Here is a 21,091-nt window from a genome sequence, read left to right on the forward strand (position 1 = left end):
GCAGTGAACCGTCCAAAAAAAAACCGCCCCAAAAGGCGGTAAATGCTTGCATGGATAGATTTGTATTTTGGTCTCTACGTCCCGACACTCCATGGCCGGGCTGCGGATCTCATACAAACTACCATCGGTTGTCTTAACGAACGCTAAACAACCTTATTAGCCTGTATGGGTATTAATCTGCAAATAACGCATAAGGCCCTGTTCAGCGCTCTGTTTTGCGTCATCATTGATGGCTTCAAGATAAAAGGAGCGTGCAACACCATAAGGTGCTTTTTCAGAGGGATACACCGCGAACTGGAACGTTTTTCCTCTTGCTCGATGCGTGCAATCTAATTCCCAACGCTGATCGTTTACTTTTTTGCTGGAGCAGGCAACGTTTCCATAGTCGCTGGTTAAATAAGAACCTACGCGAACTTCTGCAGACCGAAGATATTCTGGTTCGTCATTACCTGCATAACGAATCCCCGCGACGGCGCCCACAGCAACCGCCAGAAGCGCAAACGCAATTATTTTTTTCATTTTGGAGTGACCTGTTCCTTAGCCAAGGCAACTATTATATAAGATTTTTCCTTAATTCGAACAACTAATAATGTACCAGAAATGGGAGTTTACAAAGTTGCCTTTGCTTTTTAGGAAACATCCTAGCTGCTAATTCGACCGCACATTATTTGACATTTTCTTTGCGCTAATTTTAATTTTCGAATAATAACACCAGGAAATAATCGACAAGATAATCCTGGACTGTTTTTCTGCGGTGAAACCATGGTTAAAAAAGGGTTATCTCTTATCATGCTTGTTTGTGCGTTGTTGTCTGGCCAGCTTATGGCCGGGCACAAAGGACATGAATATTTGTGGGTGAAGAATGTGGGGCATCAGCTTCGTCATGAAGCCGACAGCGATGAGTTGCGGAGTGCGGCGGAGGAATCGGCGGAGGGTTTGCGCGAACATCACCTGTGGCAAAAATCGCGCAAACCGGATACGCACGTTCGGTAATTAGCTGCCCTTGCGTTTTGGCAGGGTTTTCATCAGGTCGTCCGGACTGACGGACGCCACGATACTGCCGGGCTGCGGCATTTTGAAGATGTGGTTTTTCATCTTGCCAATCACATGCATTTCACATGGACGGCAGTCGAACTTAAGGGTCAGCACTTCGTCGCCGTTTACCAGCTGCATAGGCGTGGCCTTCCAGCTCTTAATGTTCCCTTTCGCCTGCTTCGGACACAGGTTAAACGCAAAGCGGAGGCAGTGCTTGGTGATCATCACCGGCACGTCGCCCTTCTCTTCATGCGCTTCATAGGCGGCGTCAATCAGCTGCACGCCGTGGCGATGATAGAACGCACGCGCCTTATGGTTGTAGACGTTGGCCAGGAAGGATAAGTGGGTCTCCGGGTAGACGGGCGCAGGAACGGCTTCCGCTTTACGGCTAGCGCGCGGATACTGTGCCAGGCGCGCGGCATCCAGCATCTCTGCCGTTTCACGGCGGAACGCGTTAAGCAGGCTGTTTGGTACGAACAGCGCGTCCGGCAGATTCACGTCGATAGCGCGCGCGTAGTAAATCGTCTGGCCGAGCTTCGCCACGCCATCTTTCAGGCTGTTAAGCGCTTTTTCCGCATTGTTTGCCACCTCGAAGTGGCCCTCAAGCGTATGGGTCACGCTGATGCCGTCTTCACAGGTCATGGTCAGAATCAGCTGCTCTTCCCAGCCGCCCAGCGCTATATCCACGGCGATACGACGTTCGCTGGAGGTTTTCAGCAGCGCCTGCTGCCAGTTATGATCGAGGTTACGGTTAAGCGCCGCGTTTGGCCGCGCCTTGTAGAGATCGGCCGGCATTTCATTCGGCCATACGCGGTAGCGGTTCTCGCCGGTTTTCTCGACCGTATTGGCACGGAAGCCCACAACCTCACGCTTAATCATTACGTTTAGGCCATCGCCGTTCGCCAGCGGTTCCGTCACCTCGACGTCCAGGTGATCTTTCCCCACCTTCAGCACTTCGCCCACCGGTAAACCGATAAACTTCGGTGAGTCAAACGCGCCGATGTCCCCTTTACGGGCATTCACGAAATAGTCCGTGCTGCCGCGGTGGAACGTTTTGTCCGTTGATGGAATAAAGAAATGCTCGGTGCGTCCGGCCGACGCGCGCGCCAGGTCGCCGCGGTCTTCGATAATGGCGTCCAGCATCTGACGATAGTGCGCGGTGATGTTCTTCACGTAGCTCATATCTTTGTAGCGCCCTTCAATCTTGAAGGACCGCACGCCCGCGTCGATCAGCGCGCCCAGGTTGGCCGTCTGATCGTTATCCTTCATGGAGAGCAGGTGTTTTTCGAACGCGACGACGCGTCCCCGATCGTCTTTCAGGGTATACGGCAGGCGGCAGGCCTGAGAACAGTCGCCGCGGTTGGCGCTGCGGCCCGTCTGCGCGTGGGAAATGTTGCACTGGCCGGAATAGGCGACGCACAGCGCGCCGTGGATGAAGAACTCAATCGTCGCGTCCGTGGCCTGGTGAATATCACGAATTTGATTCAGGTTCAGCTCGCGCGCCAGAACGATCTGCGAAAACCCGACGTCGGAGAGAAACTTCGCCTTCTCTACCGTGCGTATATCACACTGGGTACTGGCATGCAGCTCAATCGGCGGAATATCCAGCTCCAGCACGCCCATATCCTGAACGATCAGGGCATCGACGCCGTACTGGTAGAGGTCGGCGATCAGACGTTGCGCAGGCTCCAGCTCATCATCATGAAGAATGGTGTTCAGGGTCACGAACACCTTCGCCCCGAAACGGTGGGCAAACGGCACCAGTTCAGCAATATCGCTCAGGCTGTTGCTGGCGTTATGGCGGGCACCGAAGCCTGGGCCACCGATGTAGACGGCGTCAGCGCCGTGAAGGATCGCTTCACGGGCAATGGCGGCGTCGCGGGCCGGGCTCAAAAGTTCAAGATGATGGGATTGCAGGCGCATACTTCGTCGTTATCCGTTATGGTCAAAATGGCGGCTATTGTAGTCAGAAGTCTGCGTCAGCGAAACAGTTTTGCGTAGCGTCAGCGGGGATAATGAATCAGGGAGTGAAAATGCACCGTCCGGTCGCCGCTGTTGCGGTAGGCGTGCGGTTTATCGCCGGCAAACCGGATGCCCGAATCGGCAGAAAGCGTCTGCCATTTGCCCTCGAGCTTCATCTCCAGCTCGCCGCTGACCACCACCACATGTTCAATCACGCCGGCCTCATGCGGCGTGGACTCGCTCAGCGCGCCGGGTGCCAGGGTAATGGAGAAATAATCAAACCCCAGCGTCTCGTCCCACGGAAAAAGCGGCTTGACGACCATCGCCTGCTGCTGCGGGTCAAACACCGCCTGCCGGTCAGCCTCCGGCGTGATGAACGCGGAAAACGGCACGTTCAGCCCGGTGGCGATTTTCCACAGCGTCGACACCGTCGGGCTGGACTCATTGCGCTCGATTTGCCCAAGCATGGCTTTCGACACGCCGGTCTCGTCCGCGAGCTTCGACAAACTCCAGCCGCGCGCCTGGCGCAGCGTTTTCAGCGTTACTGCAAGATGTTGTGTGATGTCCATATTCCCTCCTGTTGCGGTCAGCATACCACTTGTACGCTATAGCGCACAGTGCTACCTTATGTCGGACGTTATAACGCACAGCGGAGTTTTCATGCGCCCTTCCTCTCACCTTGTTCCGGCCGTACTGGCAGGATTTGTCGCCGTGCTGGTCGGTTACGCCAGTTCGGCCGCCATCATCTGGCAGGCCGCCGCCGCGGCAGGCGCCAGCGCGCAGCAGATTGCGGGCTGGATGACCGCGCTGGGGATTGGCATGGGCGTCAGCACCCTGGCACTTTCCTGGTGGTATAAAGCACCGGTCCTGACCGCCTGGTCGACGCCCGGCGCGGCGCTGCTCGCCACCAGCCTGCACGGCGTGACGCTGGCAGAAACGATCGGCGTGTTCATCTTTGCTAACGCGCTCATTTTACTTTGCGGCATCACCGGACTGTTCGCCCGTCTGATGAGGCTGATCCCCCATTCGCTCGCTGCCGCCATGCTGGCAGGCGTGCTGCTGCAGTTTGGCCTGCACGCGTTTGCGCATCTGGAGGGGCATTTTCTGCTGTGCGGCAGCATGATAGCGGCGTGGCTCTTAGCAAAGGCGCTCGCTCCGCGCTATGCCATCGTGGTCACACTGCTCGTCGGGGGTATTGTGGCCTGGGCGAGCGGTGATGTTGTCACGGATAAAGTTACCCTCTCTCTGGTCATGCCTGAGTTTATTGCCCCCGCGTTCACTTTCACCCCCCTGGTGAGCATTGGCGTGCCCTTCTTCCTGGTCACCATGGCTTCGCAAAACGCACCGGGGTTCGCCACGATGAAGGCCTCCGGCTACCCGCTGGCGGTCTCACCGCTCATTATCGTGACCGGCGCGCTGGCGCTGCTGCTTTCTCCCTTTGGCGTTTTTTCCATCTGTATCGCGGCCATCACGGCCGCCATTTGTCAAAGTCCGGATGCCCATCCGGATGCGGGTAAACGCTGGCTGGCGGCCATCGCGGCCGGTGGGTTTTATCTGCTGGCGGGAATGTTCGGCGGTTCCATTACCGGGCTGATGGCCGCGCTACCGCTCAGCTGGATCCAGACGCTCGCCGGTCTGGCCCTGCTGGGCACCATCAGCGGGAGTCTCTGTCAGGCATTGAGCCACGAAGCGGAGCGCGACGCGGCCATCGTCACGTTTCTGATGACCGCAAGCGGCGTCACGATCCTGGGCATCGGTTCGGCATTCTGGGGGCTGGTGCTGGGCGGCGTGTGCTATGCCCTTTTTTCACGCGCTCGCCGCGCGTAGCTGCGAAGGCGTCATGCCCGTCGCGCTGCGAAAGCGGTTACTGAAGTGGCTGGCGGAGTTAAACCCGCAGGCCAGAGCGATGTCCGTTAGCGGCGTGGCGGTATGCTGCACCATCTCTTTCGCCTTTTCCATGCGCCTTTGCATCACATACTGATGCGGTGCCAGCCCCGTCGACTGGCGGAACATGCGGGCAAAATGGTATTCGCTGAGTGCAGCCTGCGCCGCCAGCTCGGCCAGCGTCAGGGGCTGCCCCAGGTTCTCTTCGATAAAGGCCAGCACGTTGCGCAGCACGAACGGCGATAACCCACCGGTGACGACCGGCAGCTTCCACTGCACGTTAGCGTAGTTTTGCAGCAGATGGGTCAGGAGCAGCGTGGAGGCGGTGCTCAGCGTAAGCTGGTTGGCATGCTGCTGCCAGTCGCAGCCGAGCAAAAACTGGCGGTACAGCGTGGTGATCTTCGGATCGCTGCCAAAAATGCGCTCGTCCAGCGTCAGCGAAAGCGGCCGCTTGTCCCAGATCTTTTCCCCCACGTCGCGCAGGTGTTCATCGGTGCAGTAGAGATGCACAAACGACAGGTCGTCACGGATATCCCACGTCGATTCGCTCTCCTTGGGCATCAGGCAGAAACGGTCCGGTCCTCCGCCGTTCTTCCAGCCGCCGGGCGTTTTTTGATAGCTTTCGTAGCCGTCCGCCACGTACAGGCTGAGGGTATGGTGATTACTTTTTACCGTTATCGTATCGTGCTTGTTGTACCACGCTGCCAGCTGAATACCCGAATTCAGCGAGACGGTCTCCCGCAGGACCGCATTCTGTTGGCAAAGCGTTTCAAAGGTATCGTAAGCGTGAGACATAACCGTTAGCGCATGATGGTTCGGAACATCAGTCTAAGAAGAGTTGTCTCGCGTTGCCAGACCCTGTGGAAGAAAAAAGCGCAAGATTTTGCAAGTCACCCGCAAGCCGGTGAAAGCCAGGTGCGGTTCTCAGCGCCATACTGCGGGCTTCCGTGGTTTGAGAAGAGAAAAAATATGAACGCATTATTATACGGACTGGTGGTGATCATCTGGGGAACCACCTGGATTGCGATTTTCCTGCAGCAGGGTCCCGTAGCCGCGCCCGTCTCTATTTTCTGGCGTTTCGCCGTCGCCAGCCTCACGATGATGGTGGTGTTAATCGCCCTGCGCCGCCTGCGCACGCTGGCACTGCGGGATCACCTTTATTGCCTGCTCCAGGGGTGCTGCGTTTTCTGCTTTAACTTCTGGTGTTTTTACACCGCCGCCTCGCACATCAACACCGGGCTGGAGTCGGTAATCTTCTCCATGGCGGTGCTCTATAACGCCATTAACAGCTTTATTTTCTTCGGGCAGCGCCCGCCCGCGCGTTTCTGGGCGGCGGCGGCGCTGGGCCTGGTCGGGATCGTCACCCTCTTCTGGGACGATCTGCTCGCCAGCGGCTGGAGCGCGTCGCTCCTGACTGGAATCGGCCTCTCCGCGCTTGGCACCTACGGCTTCTCGCTGGGCAATATGATCAGCATGCGCCATCAGCGCAGAGGTCTGGAAACCATGACCACCAACGCCTGGGCGATGCTCTACGGCACGCTGGTGATGGGCTGCATTGCGCTGTTCAGAGGCGATAGCTTTGTGCCGGAATGGACGGTGAGCTATCTCGGCGCTCTGGTTTATCTGGCCCTGTTTGGCTCGGTGATTGCTTTTGGCGCGTACTTTACCCTGGTGGGCCGCATTGGTCCGGGCAAAGCGGCCTACAGCACGCTGCTTTTCCCGCTGGTGGCGTTGTCCATCTCCACGGTGTATGAAGGCTACGTCTGGCATATCAACGGCATTGTGGGACTGATGCTGATACTGGGGGGGAATATGGTGATGTTTACCAAACCGGAAACCTGGTTCAGGCGCTTGCGAACGGCGTGAACAAAACGGCCTGCATTGTGCAGGCCGTTTTCAGTTATTTTGCGGTCTTTTTCACATCAAACATGGTGGCATCCGTCGCCATGTCGTCAACAACCTGCTTCAGCGTCGCAAAGGTCACAGGCGTATTTTCGTTATTCACCTCTTTACCTTCACCTTTACGCACCACCTTCATGACCGGTTTGTTGGTGGCCGCATCGATCAGCTCGCCTTCAAAGAAAAGATGGGTATCCATGGTGCGGTGTCCGGTTGCCATCTGCGTACCGGCAACCACCAGCGCAACGGGCACCACTTCATAGAACTGCAGCCCTTCTTTCTGCGAACTCACCCCGGTAATCGCGCCGCGGAAAATCAGGCTATGTTTACCCGGCGTGGTCACAATCGGCTTGCGCGTACCTGCAGCAGCTTTCAATTTGGTATTGGTGTAGTTGAGCAGCTCATCAAGCGTTTTTTGCCCGATTTGCGTGGAGGGCTTAGGCGTTGGGTAATAGGTGACCGGCGTCCAGATAATGCTGTCGTAATTAGCTTCGTTGTAGGAAGGATCAACCCAACGCAGCGTGGCTTTGCCCGTCGCAGACGTCGTCTGCTGCAGGCCGGAGTAGTCTTTTAAAAAGCCAGAGTATTGTTCTGGCGCGGCGACTTTTGAAGAACAGCCCGCCAAAGCCAATAGACCAGAAAGCGCTGCAACTTTAAAAAAAGTTTGAGTACGCATGATAGTTTTCCATGTTATCTGCAAGTATGCATTTGAAGTTATAGCAAAAGACGGGTAGGTCTGTTGTGACAAAAAATGATGCGGGGAGCACAAATTGCGAAAAGACTGCCCGGCGGCGTGCCGGGCAGTGAAAAACTACTGATTTATATCCACTTGCCAGAAAAGATGCTTACCAAACGGGTCGATTTCATATCCCGTTACCTCCTTGCGCACCGGTTCGAAAATGGTTGAATGTGCAATCATTACTGCTGGCATTTGATCGTGCATCATCTGCTGAGCCTCTTTATACAGCGCCACGCGTTTATCGCGATCGGTGGTGGATTTTGCTTGCGCAATGATTTGATCAAAAGGCTTATAACACCACTTCGCCGAGTTTGATCCGCCGTTTGCCGAGGTGCAGGTAAACAGTGGGCCAAAGAAGTTGTCAGGATCGCCCGTGGCGGTGGTCCAGCCCATCAGCGCGGCCTGATGCTCACCCCCCTTCACGCGTTTCAGGTATTCGCCCCATTCGTAGGTAACGATGTGGGTCTGTACGCCGACTTTCGCCCAGTCGGCCTGGATCATCTCCGCCATGCGTTTCGCATTCGGATTGTACGGACGCTGCACCGGCATCGCCCACAGGTCGATGCTCACGCCGCCGGCAAAACCGGCCTCTTTCAGCAGCGCCTTCGCCTTTTCGGGATCGTAATCGTCATCCTTAAGCGCGCTGTCGGCGCTCCAGACGCCCGGCGGCAGCAGACTCTTCGCTACGGTGCCGGTACCGTGGAATACCGCCTCAATGATGGCCGGTTTATTGATCGCCATCGCCAGCGCCTGGCGGACCTTGACGTTATCCAGCGGCGGCTTTTGGGTATTAAACGCCAGAAAACCGGTATTCAACCCGGCTTTGCTCATCAGGTTGATGTCCTTGTTGGCCTTCATACGCGGCAGGTCCGCCGGGTTCGGGAACGGCATCACCTGGCATTCGTTCTTCTCAAGTTTGGCAAACCGCACGGAGGCATCCGGCGTGATGCTGAACACCAGCCGATCGAGCTTCGATTTCCCCTGCCAGTAGTCGGCAAACGCCGTGAACAGGATCCGGGAATCCTTCTGATACTGCGCCAGCCTGAACGGCCCGGTGCCGATGGGCTCCATATCCACCTTCTCCGGCGTGCCCGCTTTCAGCATCGCGTCGGCGTATTCCGCGGAAAGGATCGAAGCAAAATACCAGGCCAAATCGGCAACAAACGGCGCTTCCGGGTGCGCCAGGGTGAAGCGCACGGTGTGGTCGTCGACTTTATCAATCGCGGTTATCAGGCTGCCAAACTCCAGGCTTTCGAAGTTGGCGTAGCTGCCGTTTGAAACGTTATGGTAGGGATGATTCGCATCTTTCTGACGCATAAATGAGAAAATCACGTCGTCGGCGTTCAGGTCGCGCGTCGGCGTGAAGGACTTATTGCTCTGGAATTTAACGCCTTTGCGCAAATGGAAGGTATACACCTTGCCGTCGTCGCTCACCTCCCAGCGTTCTGCCAGGCTTGGCACCAGCTCCGTGGTGCCGGGTTTGAAATCAACCAGCCGGTTATAGACCGGCACGGCGCTGGCGTCCACGCTGGTTCCCGAGGTGTATAGCTGAGGGTTAAAGTTTTCCGGCGATCCTTCGGAGCAATACACCAGCGTTTTCGCGGCGACAGCCGAGCTGACCGTCAGTGCCGCGAGCGCCAGTGTGAAAGTTGTGAGTCTGCTGTTCATCATTTATTCCTGTCTTTTTAATTCGACGGCTAATTAATTCTTTTGCCGTTTCATAAATAACATTAAAGTGATGTGGCAAACACCCGAAAAATAAATAAGGAACAAATCACTATGGGCTCGCCGCTTTCCAGACAATTAACGCACCGTTTTTTCCGCTATCTCGCTATCACCAGCCAGAGCGATCCCAAAGTCAACACCCTGCCCTCAACGCCGGGCCAGCACGACATGGCGCGCGAGCTGGCGCAGGAGCTGGCACAGCTGGGTTTAGACGATATTGTGATTGATGAATTCGCCACGGTAACGGCGGTAAAAAAAGGCAACGTGCCCGGCGCGCCGCGCATTGGCTTTATTACCCATATTGATACCGTAGACGTGGGTTTATCACCGGATATTCATCCACAAATATTAACGTTTACCGGTGAAGATCTCTGCCTGAATAAAGAGAAAGACATCTGGCTGAGGGTAAAAGAGCATCCTGAAATTCTGGCTTATCCGAATGAGGAGATTATTTTCAGCGACGGAACCAGCGTTCTGGGCGCGGATAATAAATCCGCCGTAACGGTGGTCATGACGGTGCTGGAAAACCTGACGGCGGAGCATCGGCACGGGGATATCGTCGTGGCGTTTGTGCCTGACGAGGAGATCGGCCTGAACGGCGCCAAGGCGCTGGATCTTAAGCGCTTCGACGTCGACTTTGCCTGGACCATCGACTGCTGCGAGCTGGGTGAAATTGTCTACGAGAACTTTAATGCGGCCGCTGCGGAGATCCGCTTTACCGGCGTGACGGCGCACCCGATGTCCGCCAAAGGCGTGCTGGTGAACCCTCTGCTGATGGCAACCGACTTCATCAGCCATTTTGACCGCCAGCAGACGCCGGAGTGCACCGAGGGGCGTGAAGGCTATATCTGGTTTAACGGCATTCAGGCCGGGCAGAACGAGGCCGTGCTTAAGGCGAACATCCGTGATTTTGACAAGGACGGCTTTGCCGCCCGCAAGCAGCAGATTGCCGACGTGGCCGCGCTGATTGCCGCCCAACATCCGACGGCCAGCGTGGACTATCGCATTGAAGATACCTACAGCAATATCAGCAATGCGGTGGGTGAAGACCGGCGCGCTATCGACCTGATGTTCGAGGCGATGGAGTCACTCGGCATCACGCCGAAGCCAACGCCAATGCGCGGCGGCACGGACGGCGCGGCGCTTTCGGCTAAAGGGCTGCTCACGCCGAACTTTTTCACCGGCGCGCACAACTTCCACTCGAAGTTTGAATTTCTGCCGCTGTCGTCATTTGAGGCTTCTTACAAGACTGCGCTGCAAATCTGTCTGCTGGCCGCCCGTTAAGCGGGTTTACGTGCCAGCATCGTGGCAAAGCGCAGCTTGATGCGGTTACCGTTTTCATCCGTGCGGTGCAGTTCGCCAACGTCTTCGTTGTATTTGAGCAACGCCCAGCCTTCATAGTAGTTGCTCAGCTCACCGCTTTTAAACGCAAACGGGAAGCCGACGGTACACGGGTAATCCGCCGTGTCCATGGCGGCAACAATCAGGTTGTAGCCGCCCGGCCTTGTGCAGCGCTGCATGTTGGCGATTAGGCCCGGGATAGTTTCTGGCTCCAGGAACATCAGCACCACGGTGGAGAGAATAAAATCGTATTCACCGTCAAAGCGCAGGTTATTGAGATCTTTAACCGCCGTTTGGAGGTTGTCGATCCCTTCTTCCGCCCTGATGCGCTCGATATTGTCGATGCTCATTGGGTTCTTGTCCCACGCGGTCACCTCGTAGCCGTTAGCCGCCAGATACAGGCTGTTACGGCCGTTGCCGCAGCCCAGATCCAGCGTTTTACCGGGCTTCACCCTCTCCGCGCTGTACAGTACCTCTGAATGGGTTCGGGTTAAACCATATTTCTCTGTGAAGTAATTCTCATCGACGGTCATTCGTTTTTTCCTGATCCTGCGTAAGTTTAACGTGCATCCTGAATGCCATTTTAAGGCGTTTACCGTCGGGTTGCCAACCGTTCGAAAACCGAAAAATTTGCTACGTTTAGTGAAGACGCTTTTCAGAGACATAACGATGAACAAATATCGCCTTAGCGACGAGACGCGCATCTGGCAGTGGAAAAACGGCGAGACGGCACACTCAACGGCGCTGCGACAGATTATCGCGACAGTGGATTTTAACGACGTGAAGGCCGGCACCAGGGGCGGCTGGATAGACGATGCGCACGCTCTCTCGCAGGACGGTGATTGTTGGATCTATGACGAAAACAGCGTGGTGTTCGCCGGTGCAACGGTGTCCGGCAACGCGCGTCTTACCCTACCTTGCATCATCAGCCATGATGCCCGTATCGGCGGCAGCTGCTGGCTGGACGGGGCGGAGGTCAGCCACGGCGCGCGAATAAGTGACAACGTCACCATTCAGCAATCCTGCGTGCGGGGCGAGTGCCATATTTACGGTGAGGCGCGCGTGCTGCATCACAGCGTGGTCATTGCCGCCAAAGGGTTAACGCCAGACCATGAACAGATCTTGCGAATCTACGATAAGGCGACGGTGAGCCAATCGCGCGTTGTGCACCAGGCGCAAATCTACGGCGAGGCGATGGTCAATTTTGCCTTTGTCGAGCACCGGGCCGAAGTCTTCGACAAGGCCATTCTCGAAGGTAACGACCTGAATAACGTCTGGGTGTGCGACTGCGCAAAAGTCTATGGCAACGCCCGCGTGATTGCCGGCTTTGACGAGGATGCTATTCCGACGGTGCGCTACAGCTCTCAGATTGCGGAGAATGCCGTGGTGGAAGGAAACTGCGTCATCAAGCACCACGTTCTGATTGGCGGCCAGGCGTGGCTGCGCGGCGGGCCGATCATGCTGGATGATAAGGTGGTGATTCAGGGGCGGGCGCGGATCAGCGGCGATGTGCTGATTGGGCATCGGGTGGAAATCACCGACGATGCGGTCATTGAAGCGTTTGCCGGAGAGAGCATTCACCTGCGCGGCGAAAAGGTGGTTAACGGCGACCAGCGCATCACCCGCACCCCGCTGCTGGGGGCGTTATAGGCTATAAATTTTTCCGTAGATGTTTACATCCTCAAAGCGGCCATTCAGGTATTCCGCTTCCCGCAGGCAGCCTTCCAGGGTGAAACCATTGCGCACGGCAACGCTGTTGCTGTGCCGATTAGCCACCCGACACTTAATCACAAAGCGGCGGATCTCACCGCGTTCGGCATAGTAGCGCATAAATGCCTGCAGCGAACGGGAGAGAATGCCCTGCCCCTGGTGGTCTTCATCCAGCCAGTAACCGATATAGCCAGCCTTGTTAGTGGGTTCAATCGTGTTGAAAGACAGCACGCCAGCCAGCGCATCATCCTTAAAGATCAAAAACATTTTGGCGTAGCCGCGCTGGTGCAGCATCTGATTGCTCTGCACGTTGCGGCGGGTATCCTCTTCGCTGCCCGCGTGCTGCGCCCAGTCAAAGGCGGTTTGCAGAAAGGTTCTGTTTTTGACGACGAGATTGTGCAGCTCGGCGGTGTAGCGCTCTTCGACGGCGCGAAGTTCGATATCCTGGGAAACGGGGATAATTTCTGAAGACATGGTGCCTCTCTATTGCCGGGTGGCGCTAACGCTTACCCGGCCTACAAATGCGTCCAGAGTAGGCCGGGTAAGGCGAAGCCGCCACCCGGCACAATCCCACAAGCGTTAACGCATTACCCGGTCGTCAACATACTGACGTTTATCCGGCGCCGGTGGGAAATACTGGTACAGCCAGGTTTCGCTGATGGCGTCGCCCTGGCAGCGCAGGAACAGGCGCATATCTACCGGCTCGGTTGAATCCGAGGTCGGGTACCAGTCAAACAGAATGCGATAGCCGTCAAACGGCTCAACGTAGAGGATCTCAACCTGCTTCGCTTCACCGCTGGAGAGCGTAATCACCGGCTCGATGCCTTTTGGCGCAGCGGCCTTCAGGTCACCGCCGACGAAGTCGATCGCGAAGCGACGGGCCCACACTTTCGGGTAATTTTCGCCCGGCGCCCAGCCTTCCGGGAACCCGCCCATGCCGGTACGGGTCGCGAAAACGTTGGCCAGCGGGGAACGCACCGGCGGCATGGCGCTCCAGTACAGACGATATTTGAAGTCCAGCTCGTCGCCCGCCTTCACCGCTTTTTCCGGCTGCCAGAAGCAGACCACGTTATCCAGCGTTTCACCGGTGGTCGGGATCTCCATCAGGCCAACCGCGCCTTTACCCCAGTCGTTACGCGGCTCAACCCACAGGCTCGGGCGTTTGTTATACCAGCCCATCACGTCCTGATAGTGCGAAAAATCGCGGTCAAGCTGCAGCAGGCCGAACCCTTTCGGGTTTTTATCCATATAGGCGTTGAACTGCAGCTTCTGCGGATTGTTCAGCGGACGGCAGATCCACTCTCCGTTCCCACGCCACATCGCCAGGCGGTCGGAGTCATGAATTTGCGGGTGAATGGTATCGCACATGCGGCGTTCGTTATTGCCGCAGCTGAACATGCTGGTCATCGGCGCGATGCCGAGCTGCTTGATGTCCTTACGCGCGTAGAGATGGTTTTCCACCTCCATAATCACCTGGCTCTTCTCGCAGTGGATCACGAACTTGTAGGCACCGGTAATGCTCGGGCTATCGAGCAGCGTATAAACGGTAAAGGTGGTGTCGCCAGGCTTGACGGTTTCAAACCAGAAGGCGGTAAAGTCCGGGAACTCTTCCGGCGTGTCGGTAAAGGTGTCTACTGCCAGACCACGTGCGGAGAGGCCGTACTGGTAGGTGTCATCCACCGCGCGGAAATAGCTCGCACCCAGGAAAGAGACGATATCGCGACGCGCCAGCTCCGGCGCCTTAAAGGCGCGGAAGCCCGCAAAGCCAAGATCGCTTTGCCCCTCCAGCTGTTTGGTATCCACACCCGTTTCACCGTAGCTGAACAGCTCAGGACGGAAGTGGATCTCGCGCGCCATTGAGGTGGACTGGTCCAGCGAGAACATCCGCACGCGGCGGCGGAACCCCATTCCCATATGGAAGAACTGCACGTCCAGCTGACGCCCTTCAATGTTGTTCCACAGAGACTGCTTCTCATCGTAGCGGATGGCGTTATACGCCTGCGGCGTCATGGTCGCCAGCGTCTCCGGCAGCGGACGCGGCGCGCCACCCCACGGGGTTTTCGCCAGATCATGCGCCATGGATTGCAGTACGGAGAAGTCAAAACGACGGCTCTGGCCGTCAGCAATGTCAGAGTCGGCAGCGTATGCCGCGTTGGAAAACAGGGAAGCAAGGCCAGAGGTGCCGCTCAGGGCTGCCACTGCCAGCGAGCCTTTTAGAAAACGTCTGCGATTCATGCCTGGAAAAACGTCCTTATGGTCGTGTGAATGTGTTCCGCGCTCGGCGAAATGACGGCAAGAAAGAACGCACAGCCTAAACAAAAATGGTTAAGAATCCAATTGTTGGCCGGTGATTATATGAACAAACCGAGAAATATTTTCTGTCGACCAGAACGGCCCGAAAGTGGTGTAAAGAAAGCCTGGAATATGTGTAGAAAAATGCCCCGGCGCGACATCGTTCGCCGGGGCTAATGAGGTGGTTATTTTACGCTGACATCGATACCCGGGAAGTACTTATCAGCGAGTTTAGCGATCGTGCCGTCGGCACGTACTTTATCAATCGCGGCATCAAGCTGCTTTTTGGTGGCCTCGTCACCCTTGCGCAGCCCAAAGCCGATCCCGCTGCCGAGGATCGTGTCGTCAGACACCGGCTTGCCGATGAAGCCAAACCCTTTACCCTGCGGCTTGCTGAGGAAACCCGCCTGCCCGGCCGCGGACATCACCAGCGAGGCGTCAATGCGGCCATTCAGCAGGTCGCCCCAGGCCATATTCTGATCTTTATAAGACACCACGGTGACACCCTGCTTTTCCCAGTGCTCTTTCGCGTAGGTTTCCTGAATTGAGCCCTGCAGTACGCCGATGGTTTTGCCCTTCAGCCCTTCTGGCGTGGCCTCAACCGCCGTACCGGCCTTGCCGACCAGCTGCGACGGAATACGGTAGATCGGCTGGGTAAAATCAATGCTCTTGCGGCGCTGCTCGGTAATGTTCATCGCCGAGTTAATGGCGTCAAACTTCTTCGCCACCAGCCCCGGAATCAAGGCGTCAAACGCGGTTTCCACCCAGCTGCACTTCAGCGCAGCCGCTTTGCAGATGGCATTCCCCAGCTCCACGTCAAACCCTTCCATTTCGCCCGCCGCATTGCGGCTCTCAAACGGCGGATATTCCGCTTCCAGGCCGTAACGCAGCTCGGACGCCGCGAAGGAGGAAAAGGTACACAGCAATCCCATGCCGACAACTAGCGCGCGTAATTTCATCAACAACTCCTCAGAGCTTATCTCAGCGTGGTTTAACCCGACACAGGGCCTGGGCACCTGCCCGTAACGTCGACTCGTCTTTCGCAAAAGAGAGACGAATCAATTTATTATCCGTGCCGTCCGCATAAAACGCCGACAGCGGTATGGTGGCAACACCGTACTCGACGATGAGCCGCTTCACCAGCTCGCTGTCGCGCTCGTCGCTGAACTGGCTGTAGTCCGCCAGCATGAAGAACGATCCGGCGCTGGGCAGCAGCGTGAACGGCGAATCGGCCAGCAGACTCTGCAGCAGATCGCGCTTACGCTGGTAAAACGCCGACAGCGACAGCCAGGTTTGCGGGTCGACCATATGTTCAGCAAACGCGTGCTGCATTGGCGTATCGGCAGAAAACATCAAAAATTGATGGACTTTACAAATCTCGTCCATCAGTACCGCCGGAGCAACACAGTACCCCACGCGCCACCCGGTGACGTGATAGGTTTTTCCAAAAGAAGAAATAATCACGCTGCGCTCCGCCAGCTGCGGGTGCGTGGCCATCCCGTGGTGCGGCTCACCGTCGAAAACGACATGTTCATACACTTCGTCAGACAAAATAATGATGTCCGTGTTGCGCGTCAGCGCCGCCAGCTGCTGCAGATCATTGGCCGAGAAGACCTGACCGCTCGGGTTGTGCGGCGTATTGATGATGATCATCCGCGTGCGCGGGGTGATGGCAGCGCGGACCTCGTCCCAGTTGACGGCAAAATCCGGCACCGTGAGCCTGATGGCAACCGGCGTTGCCCCCTGCAGGCGAACAATGGGCGCGTAGCTGTCAAAGGAGGGCTCAAAGTAGATCACCTCATCTCCCGGATGCACCAGCCCGCTGATGGCGGAATAGAGCCCTTCGCTGGCGCTGGCGGTCACCAGCACCTCGCTGGCCGGGTCATACTGCGTGCCGTAGAGCGCGGCGATTTTATCGGCAATGCGCTCTTTGAGCGGCTGCAGACCGGTCATCGACGCGTACTGGTTATGCCCCTCCTCCATTGCGCGGGTGACGCCCGCAATCAGCTTCGGGTCACAGGAAAAATTCGGTGCGCCCTGAGAAAGGTTAATGGCGTTATGCTGCGCCGAGAGCTGGCCGATAACGGTAAAAATGGTGGTACCCACATCGGGCAGTTTGGAGCGAGTCTGCACGGGCGTTTGTAAAGTCATCCTCTTTCCCTTCTCATGGACATTGCATAACTATTCAAACAATATCTCTGCTGTCGGGACAATCGAATTGTTGTCATAATAGCCATGAGAAAAATGCATAGCTGAGGTATTTTTATGTCGCGCCGTTCGCTCCCGCTCAATGCCATTGACGCATTTTTAGTCACCGCGCGTCACCTCAATCTGACCCATGCTGCCGCGGAGCTTTGCCTGACGCAGGGGGCCGTAAGCCGTAAGATTGCCTCCCTTGAGGCGTGGTTTGGCTTTCCGCTGTTTGAACGCCACGCGCGCGGCCTGCGCCTCTCTTCCCAGGGCAGCGCCCTGCTCCCGGAACTGCAGTCTGCTTTCGAACACCTGCTGACCGTGGCCGATCGGGCCCGAAGCCCGCACACCGCGATCAGGCTTAAGGCCCCTACCTGCGCCATGCGCTGGCTGGTGCCGCGCCTGCTGGAGGTGGAGCGCGAGCAGCCGGATCTGCAGATTGCCCTGACCACCACCACCGATCACAACGTCAATTTCAAAACCGAATCTTACGACGCGGCCATCGTGTTCGGCACGCACATGAGCGCAGGCGATCTGCTGTTCGAAGAGGCGCTCACGCCGGTGATAAGCCCGGTGCGGGCGGGTGCAGCGCTGGGATCGCTGACGTTCCTGCATCCGACAAGGGATAAAACAGACTGGTCGCTGTGGCTGACGAAGCAGGAAGGTCCCGGCTTTGCCATGCACAAAAATCAACACTTCGACACGATGGATCTTGCCATTACCGCCGCCATTCAGGGGCTGGGCGTCGCCATTGCCGACGAAACGCTGGTGGCCGAGGATGTCCGCGCGGGAAGGCTAATGCGGCCTTATGAAACCAGCATCAAAACCGGCGCGAGCTACCGGCTGGTGCTCCGCGAAACGCCAGCCGAGGAGAATGGACTGGCGGCGTTTCGCGCCTGTTTGCTTAATCGAGGCTGACGTGGTGCTTCATCACCCGTTTGAAGAGGCTCATGCGGGCGCGCATAAAGCGGTTTTCAAGCCTGAAATCTGCATGTTTATTCACGCCAATGCGTAACAGAACGTCCCGCCCTTTACGACACGCGGGCCAGTGCGTCGGTCCGGGCAGGCTGTCGCGAGATCCCGCTTCACGCGCGAAGCTCACCCAGTAATCCGCTACCTGCGCCGCAAACTGCAGATCCCGCTCGTTGACGTACTGACGTGAAGGCTCCACCTGGCCGAGGGTATCGAAAACGTAGGGCACTTCGTTGCCGTGCCACGCGCCGTTAACGTAGGTTCCATGCTCCGCTTCGGCGACATAGTCAAACCAATAGCGCCAGCACAAGCCGCCGACACGCTGCTGAGCCTGCATCACCACGTAGCCCATCGTGGTAAAGGCCATGTCGCGGCACACCTGCCTGCCCAGCTCTTCATCGCCCTTCACGCCCGGATAGAGCAGCTTAATCAGCCCCAGCCCGAAGCGGCGCTCCCGGCGCAGCTTCTGAATTTGTCCGGCGAGATCGACGCCAAATACCGCCATCACGCTGGCCTCATCGCTGTTAGAGCCAATCATCACCGGTACCGGATGCTGGCGCGCAGCGAAAAAGACGTCCAGCATCGCTTCCGGCAGAACGCAGTCCCCCACGATGGGCGCCGGAGCGACGTTGAGCGGCGCGGCGAGCGGCCAGAACGCCTCGGGCGGAATGGCCCGCAGCTGCTCCGCCGTCGCATTTTCCAGCCCGAAATGGGCGGCCAGCGCCTCCCCTTTTTGCAGGGCCTGCTCGCGCGGCGTGTCCGGCAGGGTGTATCCGCTTTGCACAATCGCCTTATGGAACAGCCCTTCTGCCAGCGGCGAGGCCAGCAGAGAGAGCACGCTGCGCGCGCCGGCGGATTCGCCAAACAGGGTCACATTGTCAGGATCGCCACCAAACGCGGCAATATTCTCCCGCACCCATTCCAGCGCGGCGATCTGATCCAGCAGGGCAAAATTATGCACCACGCGATCTTCCTCGCCCTCCAGCGCGGGATGGGCAAAAAAGCCGAGATGACCGAGGCGGTAGTTGATTGTCACGATAACCACGCCGCGCGTGGCCAGCGCTTTACCGTTATAGGGCGGCAAGCAACCCGCGCCAACGGTAAACCCGCCGCCGTGCAGCCACACCATAACCGGAAGCGGCCCGCTACGGTCAACGGGAGACCAGACGTTCAGATAGAGGCAATCTTCAGAGAAGGAGCCCGGATCGCCCCCGCCCAGCTCCTGACAATACTCGCTGCTTTGCCAGCTTGAGGCCGAAAAGACGGTGGCCTCGCGAACGCCATCCCAGCGTTCGGGCGGCCTGGGCGAACGCCACCGCCACTCGCCTACGGGCGGTGCGGCGTAGGGAATACCGCACCAGAGGTGGACGTTTTCATCGGTTAAGCCAGACAGCGCGCCCTGGCGCGTTTCAACTACAGGGGTGGAAAGATGTTGCATAACGACCTTATTTTTTTTCCATCACACCCCAGCAGAGTAACGGTTTCAGAGCAAACCGCAACGCTGTTTGCTGCGCGTCTCAGCCTCCTCATAGAGGGCGAACTCGTCATGCACCGGGCAGCCGAGCGCGGCTTCAAACGCCTCGCGGCTGGCGTTACCGTGGCTTCGCGCCTGGGTTTCATTCCCGAGATTGGACTGGAAAATCCCGGCGGCGCTCACCGGGAGGAAATCTTCGTAGGTGATCGGCTGGGCCACTACCCATCCCCGCTCAATCAGCGGCTGCGGATCGTCTCCCGGGCGGAACGCATGGCGATGCGCTTCTCCCGCTGGCGTCAGACGGTAGCGGAAATACGCCAGCCCCTGACGACGCATTAACAGCTCGCTGTCCGGGAAGGCGCTAAAGACCTCCCGCAGATGCAGCTGGTGCGTCAGGTTATCTTTACCCGTTCCGGCCTGGGCAAGGAGGCTATCGTACAGCTCACGGCCTTTAGGGGTCAGCGCCACGCCGCGCTGTTCAATTTCACCGAAGCGCGCGGTGTGGGTGCCCTTATGTTCACCGGCAAACAGCACCGGTTCTTCCAGCGCCTTAAAGCTGGTTTGACGCAGCAGGACGGGAACCTCGCGGCGCGGCGGGCCTTCAATCAGAATTTTTGGCTCAATGCCGTACTTCGGCATCAGCTCCTGTGCCCGGTCGATATCCAGCGTGCGCGGCGTGAGGTGGTTGATGTGGCAGCCCGGGAAGCAGACCACGTCGGCTATCAGCCTGTGCTCGTTGCTCAGGGCGAGGTAAGTTTCCTGGTCGACCGTCGCATGACGGTGCCAGCGGAAGGTTTCTAACGCTTCCTGCACAAACTCGCGCGCCTGCGCGTCGGTAAACTGCCCTTCCGACTCATGCAGATCGAGAAGCGCCAGACAGCGCGGGGTGAAGATGTTCCGGTGAGACAGAATTTCTGCCGCCCGCTCGCGCAGCGCAACGTTGTCAATCAGCTCAAGGCGCAGCAGCGAGGTAAAGATGCGAAACGGATTACGGCACAGGGCGGCGTCATCGATCGGGCGAAACGCCGTGGAGTGGACCGGCACCCCCGCCTGAGAGAGATCGTAGTAGCTGACCGGGTACATGCCCATGATGGCAAACATGCGGCGCAGGGTAGACAGCTCCTGCGCCGTGCCGACGCGGATCGCCCCGTGACGCTCGACGTTCAGGCGCGCAAGCTCATCGGCGTTAGCCAGTTGTTCATGTAATAGTGGATTATTTTCCAGAACCGCCAGGTTGACGTCCGCAACCAGTTCGAGCAAGGTGCCGTACTGCGGAACTTCCTGCTGGTACATCGCCGACATAGCCTGCGAAAAGCGTTCCCGAATATCATCAGCCGTGATGGTGTTCGCCATGATGTCATGCCTCCAGTGAATATTACCTGGAGTGTAGAGAAACCCGTTCCTTCCGGGGGGAAGAATTTCTGATTTGTGATCTTAAGACGACAGTGGTCAAACCGTGTGCTACTGGCCCCAGAACCGGCCCGGTGGAACCGCCCTTTTGACCGGAACGCTTTTATCCAGGATTTTCCTTATAATTATTTAGGGTTCCGCTTTCTAGCTATAAAGGAGTATTTTTTGCCTTTCCCGAAGCTGCAAATAAACCACTTTGAGCACACCATTATTTTTATTCTCACCTTTCAAATTTTTAGCCCGAAGTTAGGATTAATCTTAATGGTTGTTTACAAGTCCTTCCTGCCTATCCATATTTCCATTTTAAGCGAAGCGCAAATCCTCCAATATTTAAAAATAACGCAACCGCAAAAAGCAAAACGCATTTGACGGATGACGCACAGCGACTAGAGTTATTACTCGAACGACGAGTGATACGGAATATTTTCGTATCGTACTGACATAACCAATATATGACT

General features: G+C 57.1%; 20 protein-coding genes. 7 read left to right on the forward strand and 13 right to left on the reverse strand.

Translation table 11 applies throughout. From position 1 onward, the window contains the following. Window positions 1–156: 156 nt before the first annotated feature. Window positions 157–519, reverse strand: coding sequence for a hypothetical protein (locus tag ACMWKK_RS13470; RefSeq protein WP_045326185.1), 363 nt, complete (start codon window positions 517–519; stop codon window positions 157–159). A gap of 243 nt (window positions 520–762) precedes the next feature. On the opposite strand from ACMWKK_RS13470, the gene ACMWKK_RS13475 reads away from it, so the two are divergent. After that, window positions 763–993, forward strand: coding sequence for a DUF2554 family protein (locus ACMWKK_RS13475; RefSeq protein ID WP_112780263.1), 231 nt, complete (start codon window positions 763–765; stop codon window positions 991–993). Here the strand turns inward: ACMWKK_RS13475 and ACMWKK_RS13480 are convergent, their stop codons facing one another. After that, the gene (locus ACMWKK_RS13480) at window positions 994–2,958 is read right to left on the reverse strand and encodes a U32 family peptidase (protein ID WP_406542813.1); all 1,965 of its coding nucleotides are present in this window, start codon (window positions 2,956–2,958) and stop codon (window positions 994–996) included. It abuts the gene before it with no gap. Window positions 2,959–3,038: 80 nt separating this feature from the next. Then, on the reverse strand, window positions 3,039–3,566 hold the full coding sequence (locus tag ACMWKK_RS13485; protein WP_112780265.1) for a helix-turn-helix domain-containing protein: 528 nt from the start codon (window positions 3,564–3,566) through the stop codon (window positions 3,039–3,041). Window positions 3,567–3,657: 91 nt separating this feature from the next. Here ACMWKK_RS13485 and ACMWKK_RS13490 point away from each other — a divergent pair, with 91 nt between their 5' ends. After that, a complete protein-coding gene (locus ACMWKK_RS13490) occupies window positions 3,658–4,824 on the forward strand; it encodes a benzoate/H(+) symporter BenE family transporter (protein WP_112780266.1) in 1,167 nt (388 codons plus the stop codon). Here ACMWKK_RS13490 and ACMWKK_RS13495 read toward each other — a convergent pair. Further along, entirely contained in the window at window positions 4,804–5,676 is an 873-nt protein-coding gene (locus tag ACMWKK_RS13495; RefSeq protein ID WP_045326174.1) for a helix-turn-helix transcriptional regulator, read from the reverse strand. The two genes, ACMWKK_RS13490 and ACMWKK_RS13495, sit on opposite strands and share 21 nt — an antisense overlap. A gap of 174 nt (window positions 5,677–5,850) precedes the next feature. Here ACMWKK_RS13495 and ACMWKK_RS13500 point away from each other — a divergent pair, with 174 nt between their 5' ends. After that, window positions 5,851–6,747, forward strand: a complete 897-nt coding sequence (locus tag ACMWKK_RS13500; protein ID WP_045326171.1) for a DMT family transporter — start codon at window positions 5,851–5,853, stop codon at window positions 6,745–6,747. Window positions 6,748–6,781: 34 nt separating this feature from the next. Here ACMWKK_RS13500 and ACMWKK_RS13505 read toward each other — a convergent pair whose 3' ends face one another. Beyond that, entirely contained in the window at window positions 6,782–7,456 is a 675-nt protein-coding gene (locus tag ACMWKK_RS13505; protein WP_048994458.1) for a DUF3313 domain-containing protein, read from the reverse strand. Between the two features lie 135 nt (window positions 7,457–7,591). Then, window positions 7,592–9,187: an ABC transporter substrate-binding protein gene (locus ACMWKK_RS13510; RefSeq protein ID WP_047717714.1), complete on the reverse strand. Its 1,596-nt coding sequence runs from the start codon at window positions 9,185–9,187 to the stop codon at window positions 7,592–7,594. 111 nt (window positions 9,188–9,298) lie between these two features. On the opposite strand from ACMWKK_RS13510, the gene pepT reads away from it, so the two are divergent. Then, complete coding sequence (gene pepT / locus ACMWKK_RS13515; protein WP_045326167.1) at window positions 9,299–10,528, forward strand: peptidase T; 1,230 nt, start codon at window positions 9,299–9,301, stop codon at window positions 10,526–10,528. Here pepT and tehB read toward each other — a convergent pair. Continuing rightward, complete coding sequence (tehB, locus tag ACMWKK_RS13520) at window positions 10,525–11,118, reverse strand: tellurite resistance methyltransferase TehB (protein ID WP_045326166.1); 594 nt, start codon at window positions 11,116–11,118, stop codon at window positions 10,525–10,527. The two genes, pepT and tehB, sit on opposite strands and share 4 nt — an antisense overlap. A gap of 136 nt (window positions 11,119–11,254) precedes the next feature. Between tehB and ydcK the strand changes: the two genes are divergently transcribed. After that, window positions 11,255–12,235, forward strand: coding sequence for a YdcK family protein (ydcK, locus tag ACMWKK_RS13525; RefSeq protein ID WP_112780267.1), 981 nt, complete (start codon window positions 11,255–11,257; stop codon window positions 12,233–12,235). Here ydcK and rimL read toward each other — a convergent pair. From rimL to ACMWKK_RS13545, 4 genes are all read right to left on the reverse strand, one after another. Further along, window positions 12,230–12,769 carry a 50S ribosomal protein L7/L12-serine acetyltransferase gene (gene rimL / locus ACMWKK_RS13530; RefSeq protein WP_045326163.1) on the reverse strand — a complete coding sequence of 180 codons (540 nt, stop codon included), beginning with the start codon at window positions 12,767–12,769 and terminating at the stop codon, window positions 12,230–12,232. The two genes, ydcK and rimL, sit on opposite strands and share 6 nt — an antisense overlap. A gap of 105 nt (window positions 12,770–12,874) precedes the next feature. Then, on the reverse strand, window positions 12,875–14,530 hold the full coding sequence (locus ACMWKK_RS13535) for a glucan biosynthesis protein D (RefSeq protein WP_045326162.1): 1,656 nt from the start codon (window positions 14,528–14,530) through the stop codon (window positions 12,875–12,877). A 242-nt stretch (window positions 14,531–14,772) separates the two neighbouring features. Then, window positions 14,773–15,546: a transporter substrate-binding domain-containing protein gene (locus ACMWKK_RS13540; protein WP_045326160.1), complete on the reverse strand. Its 774-nt coding sequence runs from the start codon at window positions 15,544–15,546 to the stop codon at window positions 14,773–14,775. A 22-nt stretch (window positions 15,547–15,568) separates the two neighbouring features. Further along, window positions 15,569–16,738: a pyridoxal phosphate-dependent aminotransferase gene (locus ACMWKK_RS13545; RefSeq protein ID WP_112780268.1), complete on the reverse strand. Its 1,170-nt coding sequence runs from the start codon at window positions 16,736–16,738 to the stop codon at window positions 15,569–15,571. Between the two features lie 114 nt (window positions 16,739–16,852). On the opposite strand from ACMWKK_RS13545, the gene ACMWKK_RS13550 reads away from it, so the two are divergent. Further along, a complete protein-coding gene (locus ACMWKK_RS13550) occupies window positions 16,853–17,695 on the forward strand; it encodes a LysR family transcriptional regulator (RefSeq protein WP_045326156.1) in 843 nt (280 codons plus the stop codon). Here ACMWKK_RS13550 and ACMWKK_RS13555 read toward each other — a convergent pair. Next, window positions 17,682–19,187, reverse strand: coding sequence for a carboxylesterase/lipase family protein (locus ACMWKK_RS13555; protein ID WP_045326609.1), 1,506 nt, complete (start codon window positions 19,185–19,187; stop codon window positions 17,682–17,684). The two genes, ACMWKK_RS13550 and ACMWKK_RS13555, sit on opposite strands and share 14 nt — an antisense overlap. A 45-nt stretch (window positions 19,188–19,232) precedes the next feature. Continuing rightward, a complete protein-coding gene (locus ACMWKK_RS13560) occupies window positions 19,233–20,576 on the reverse strand; it encodes a VOC family protein (RefSeq protein ID WP_112780269.1) in 1,344 nt (447 codons plus the stop codon). A 105-nt stretch (window positions 20,577–20,681) separates the two neighbouring features. On the opposite strand from ACMWKK_RS13560, the gene ACMWKK_RS13565 reads away from it, so the two are divergent. Continuing rightward, window positions 20,682–21,002 carry a hypothetical protein gene (locus ACMWKK_RS13565; protein WP_139156880.1) on the forward strand — a complete coding sequence of 107 codons (321 nt, stop codon included), beginning with the start codon at window positions 20,682–20,684 and terminating at the stop codon, window positions 21,000–21,002. Window positions 21,003–21,091: the final 89 nt, after the last annotated feature.

Source organism: Enterobacter sp. 01-M-03-SI-ECC, from assembly GCF_047530215.1.
GTDB classification, from domain to species: domain Bacteria; phylum Pseudomonadota; class Gammaproteobacteria; order Enterobacterales; family Enterobacteriaceae; genus Enterobacter; species Enterobacter chengduensis.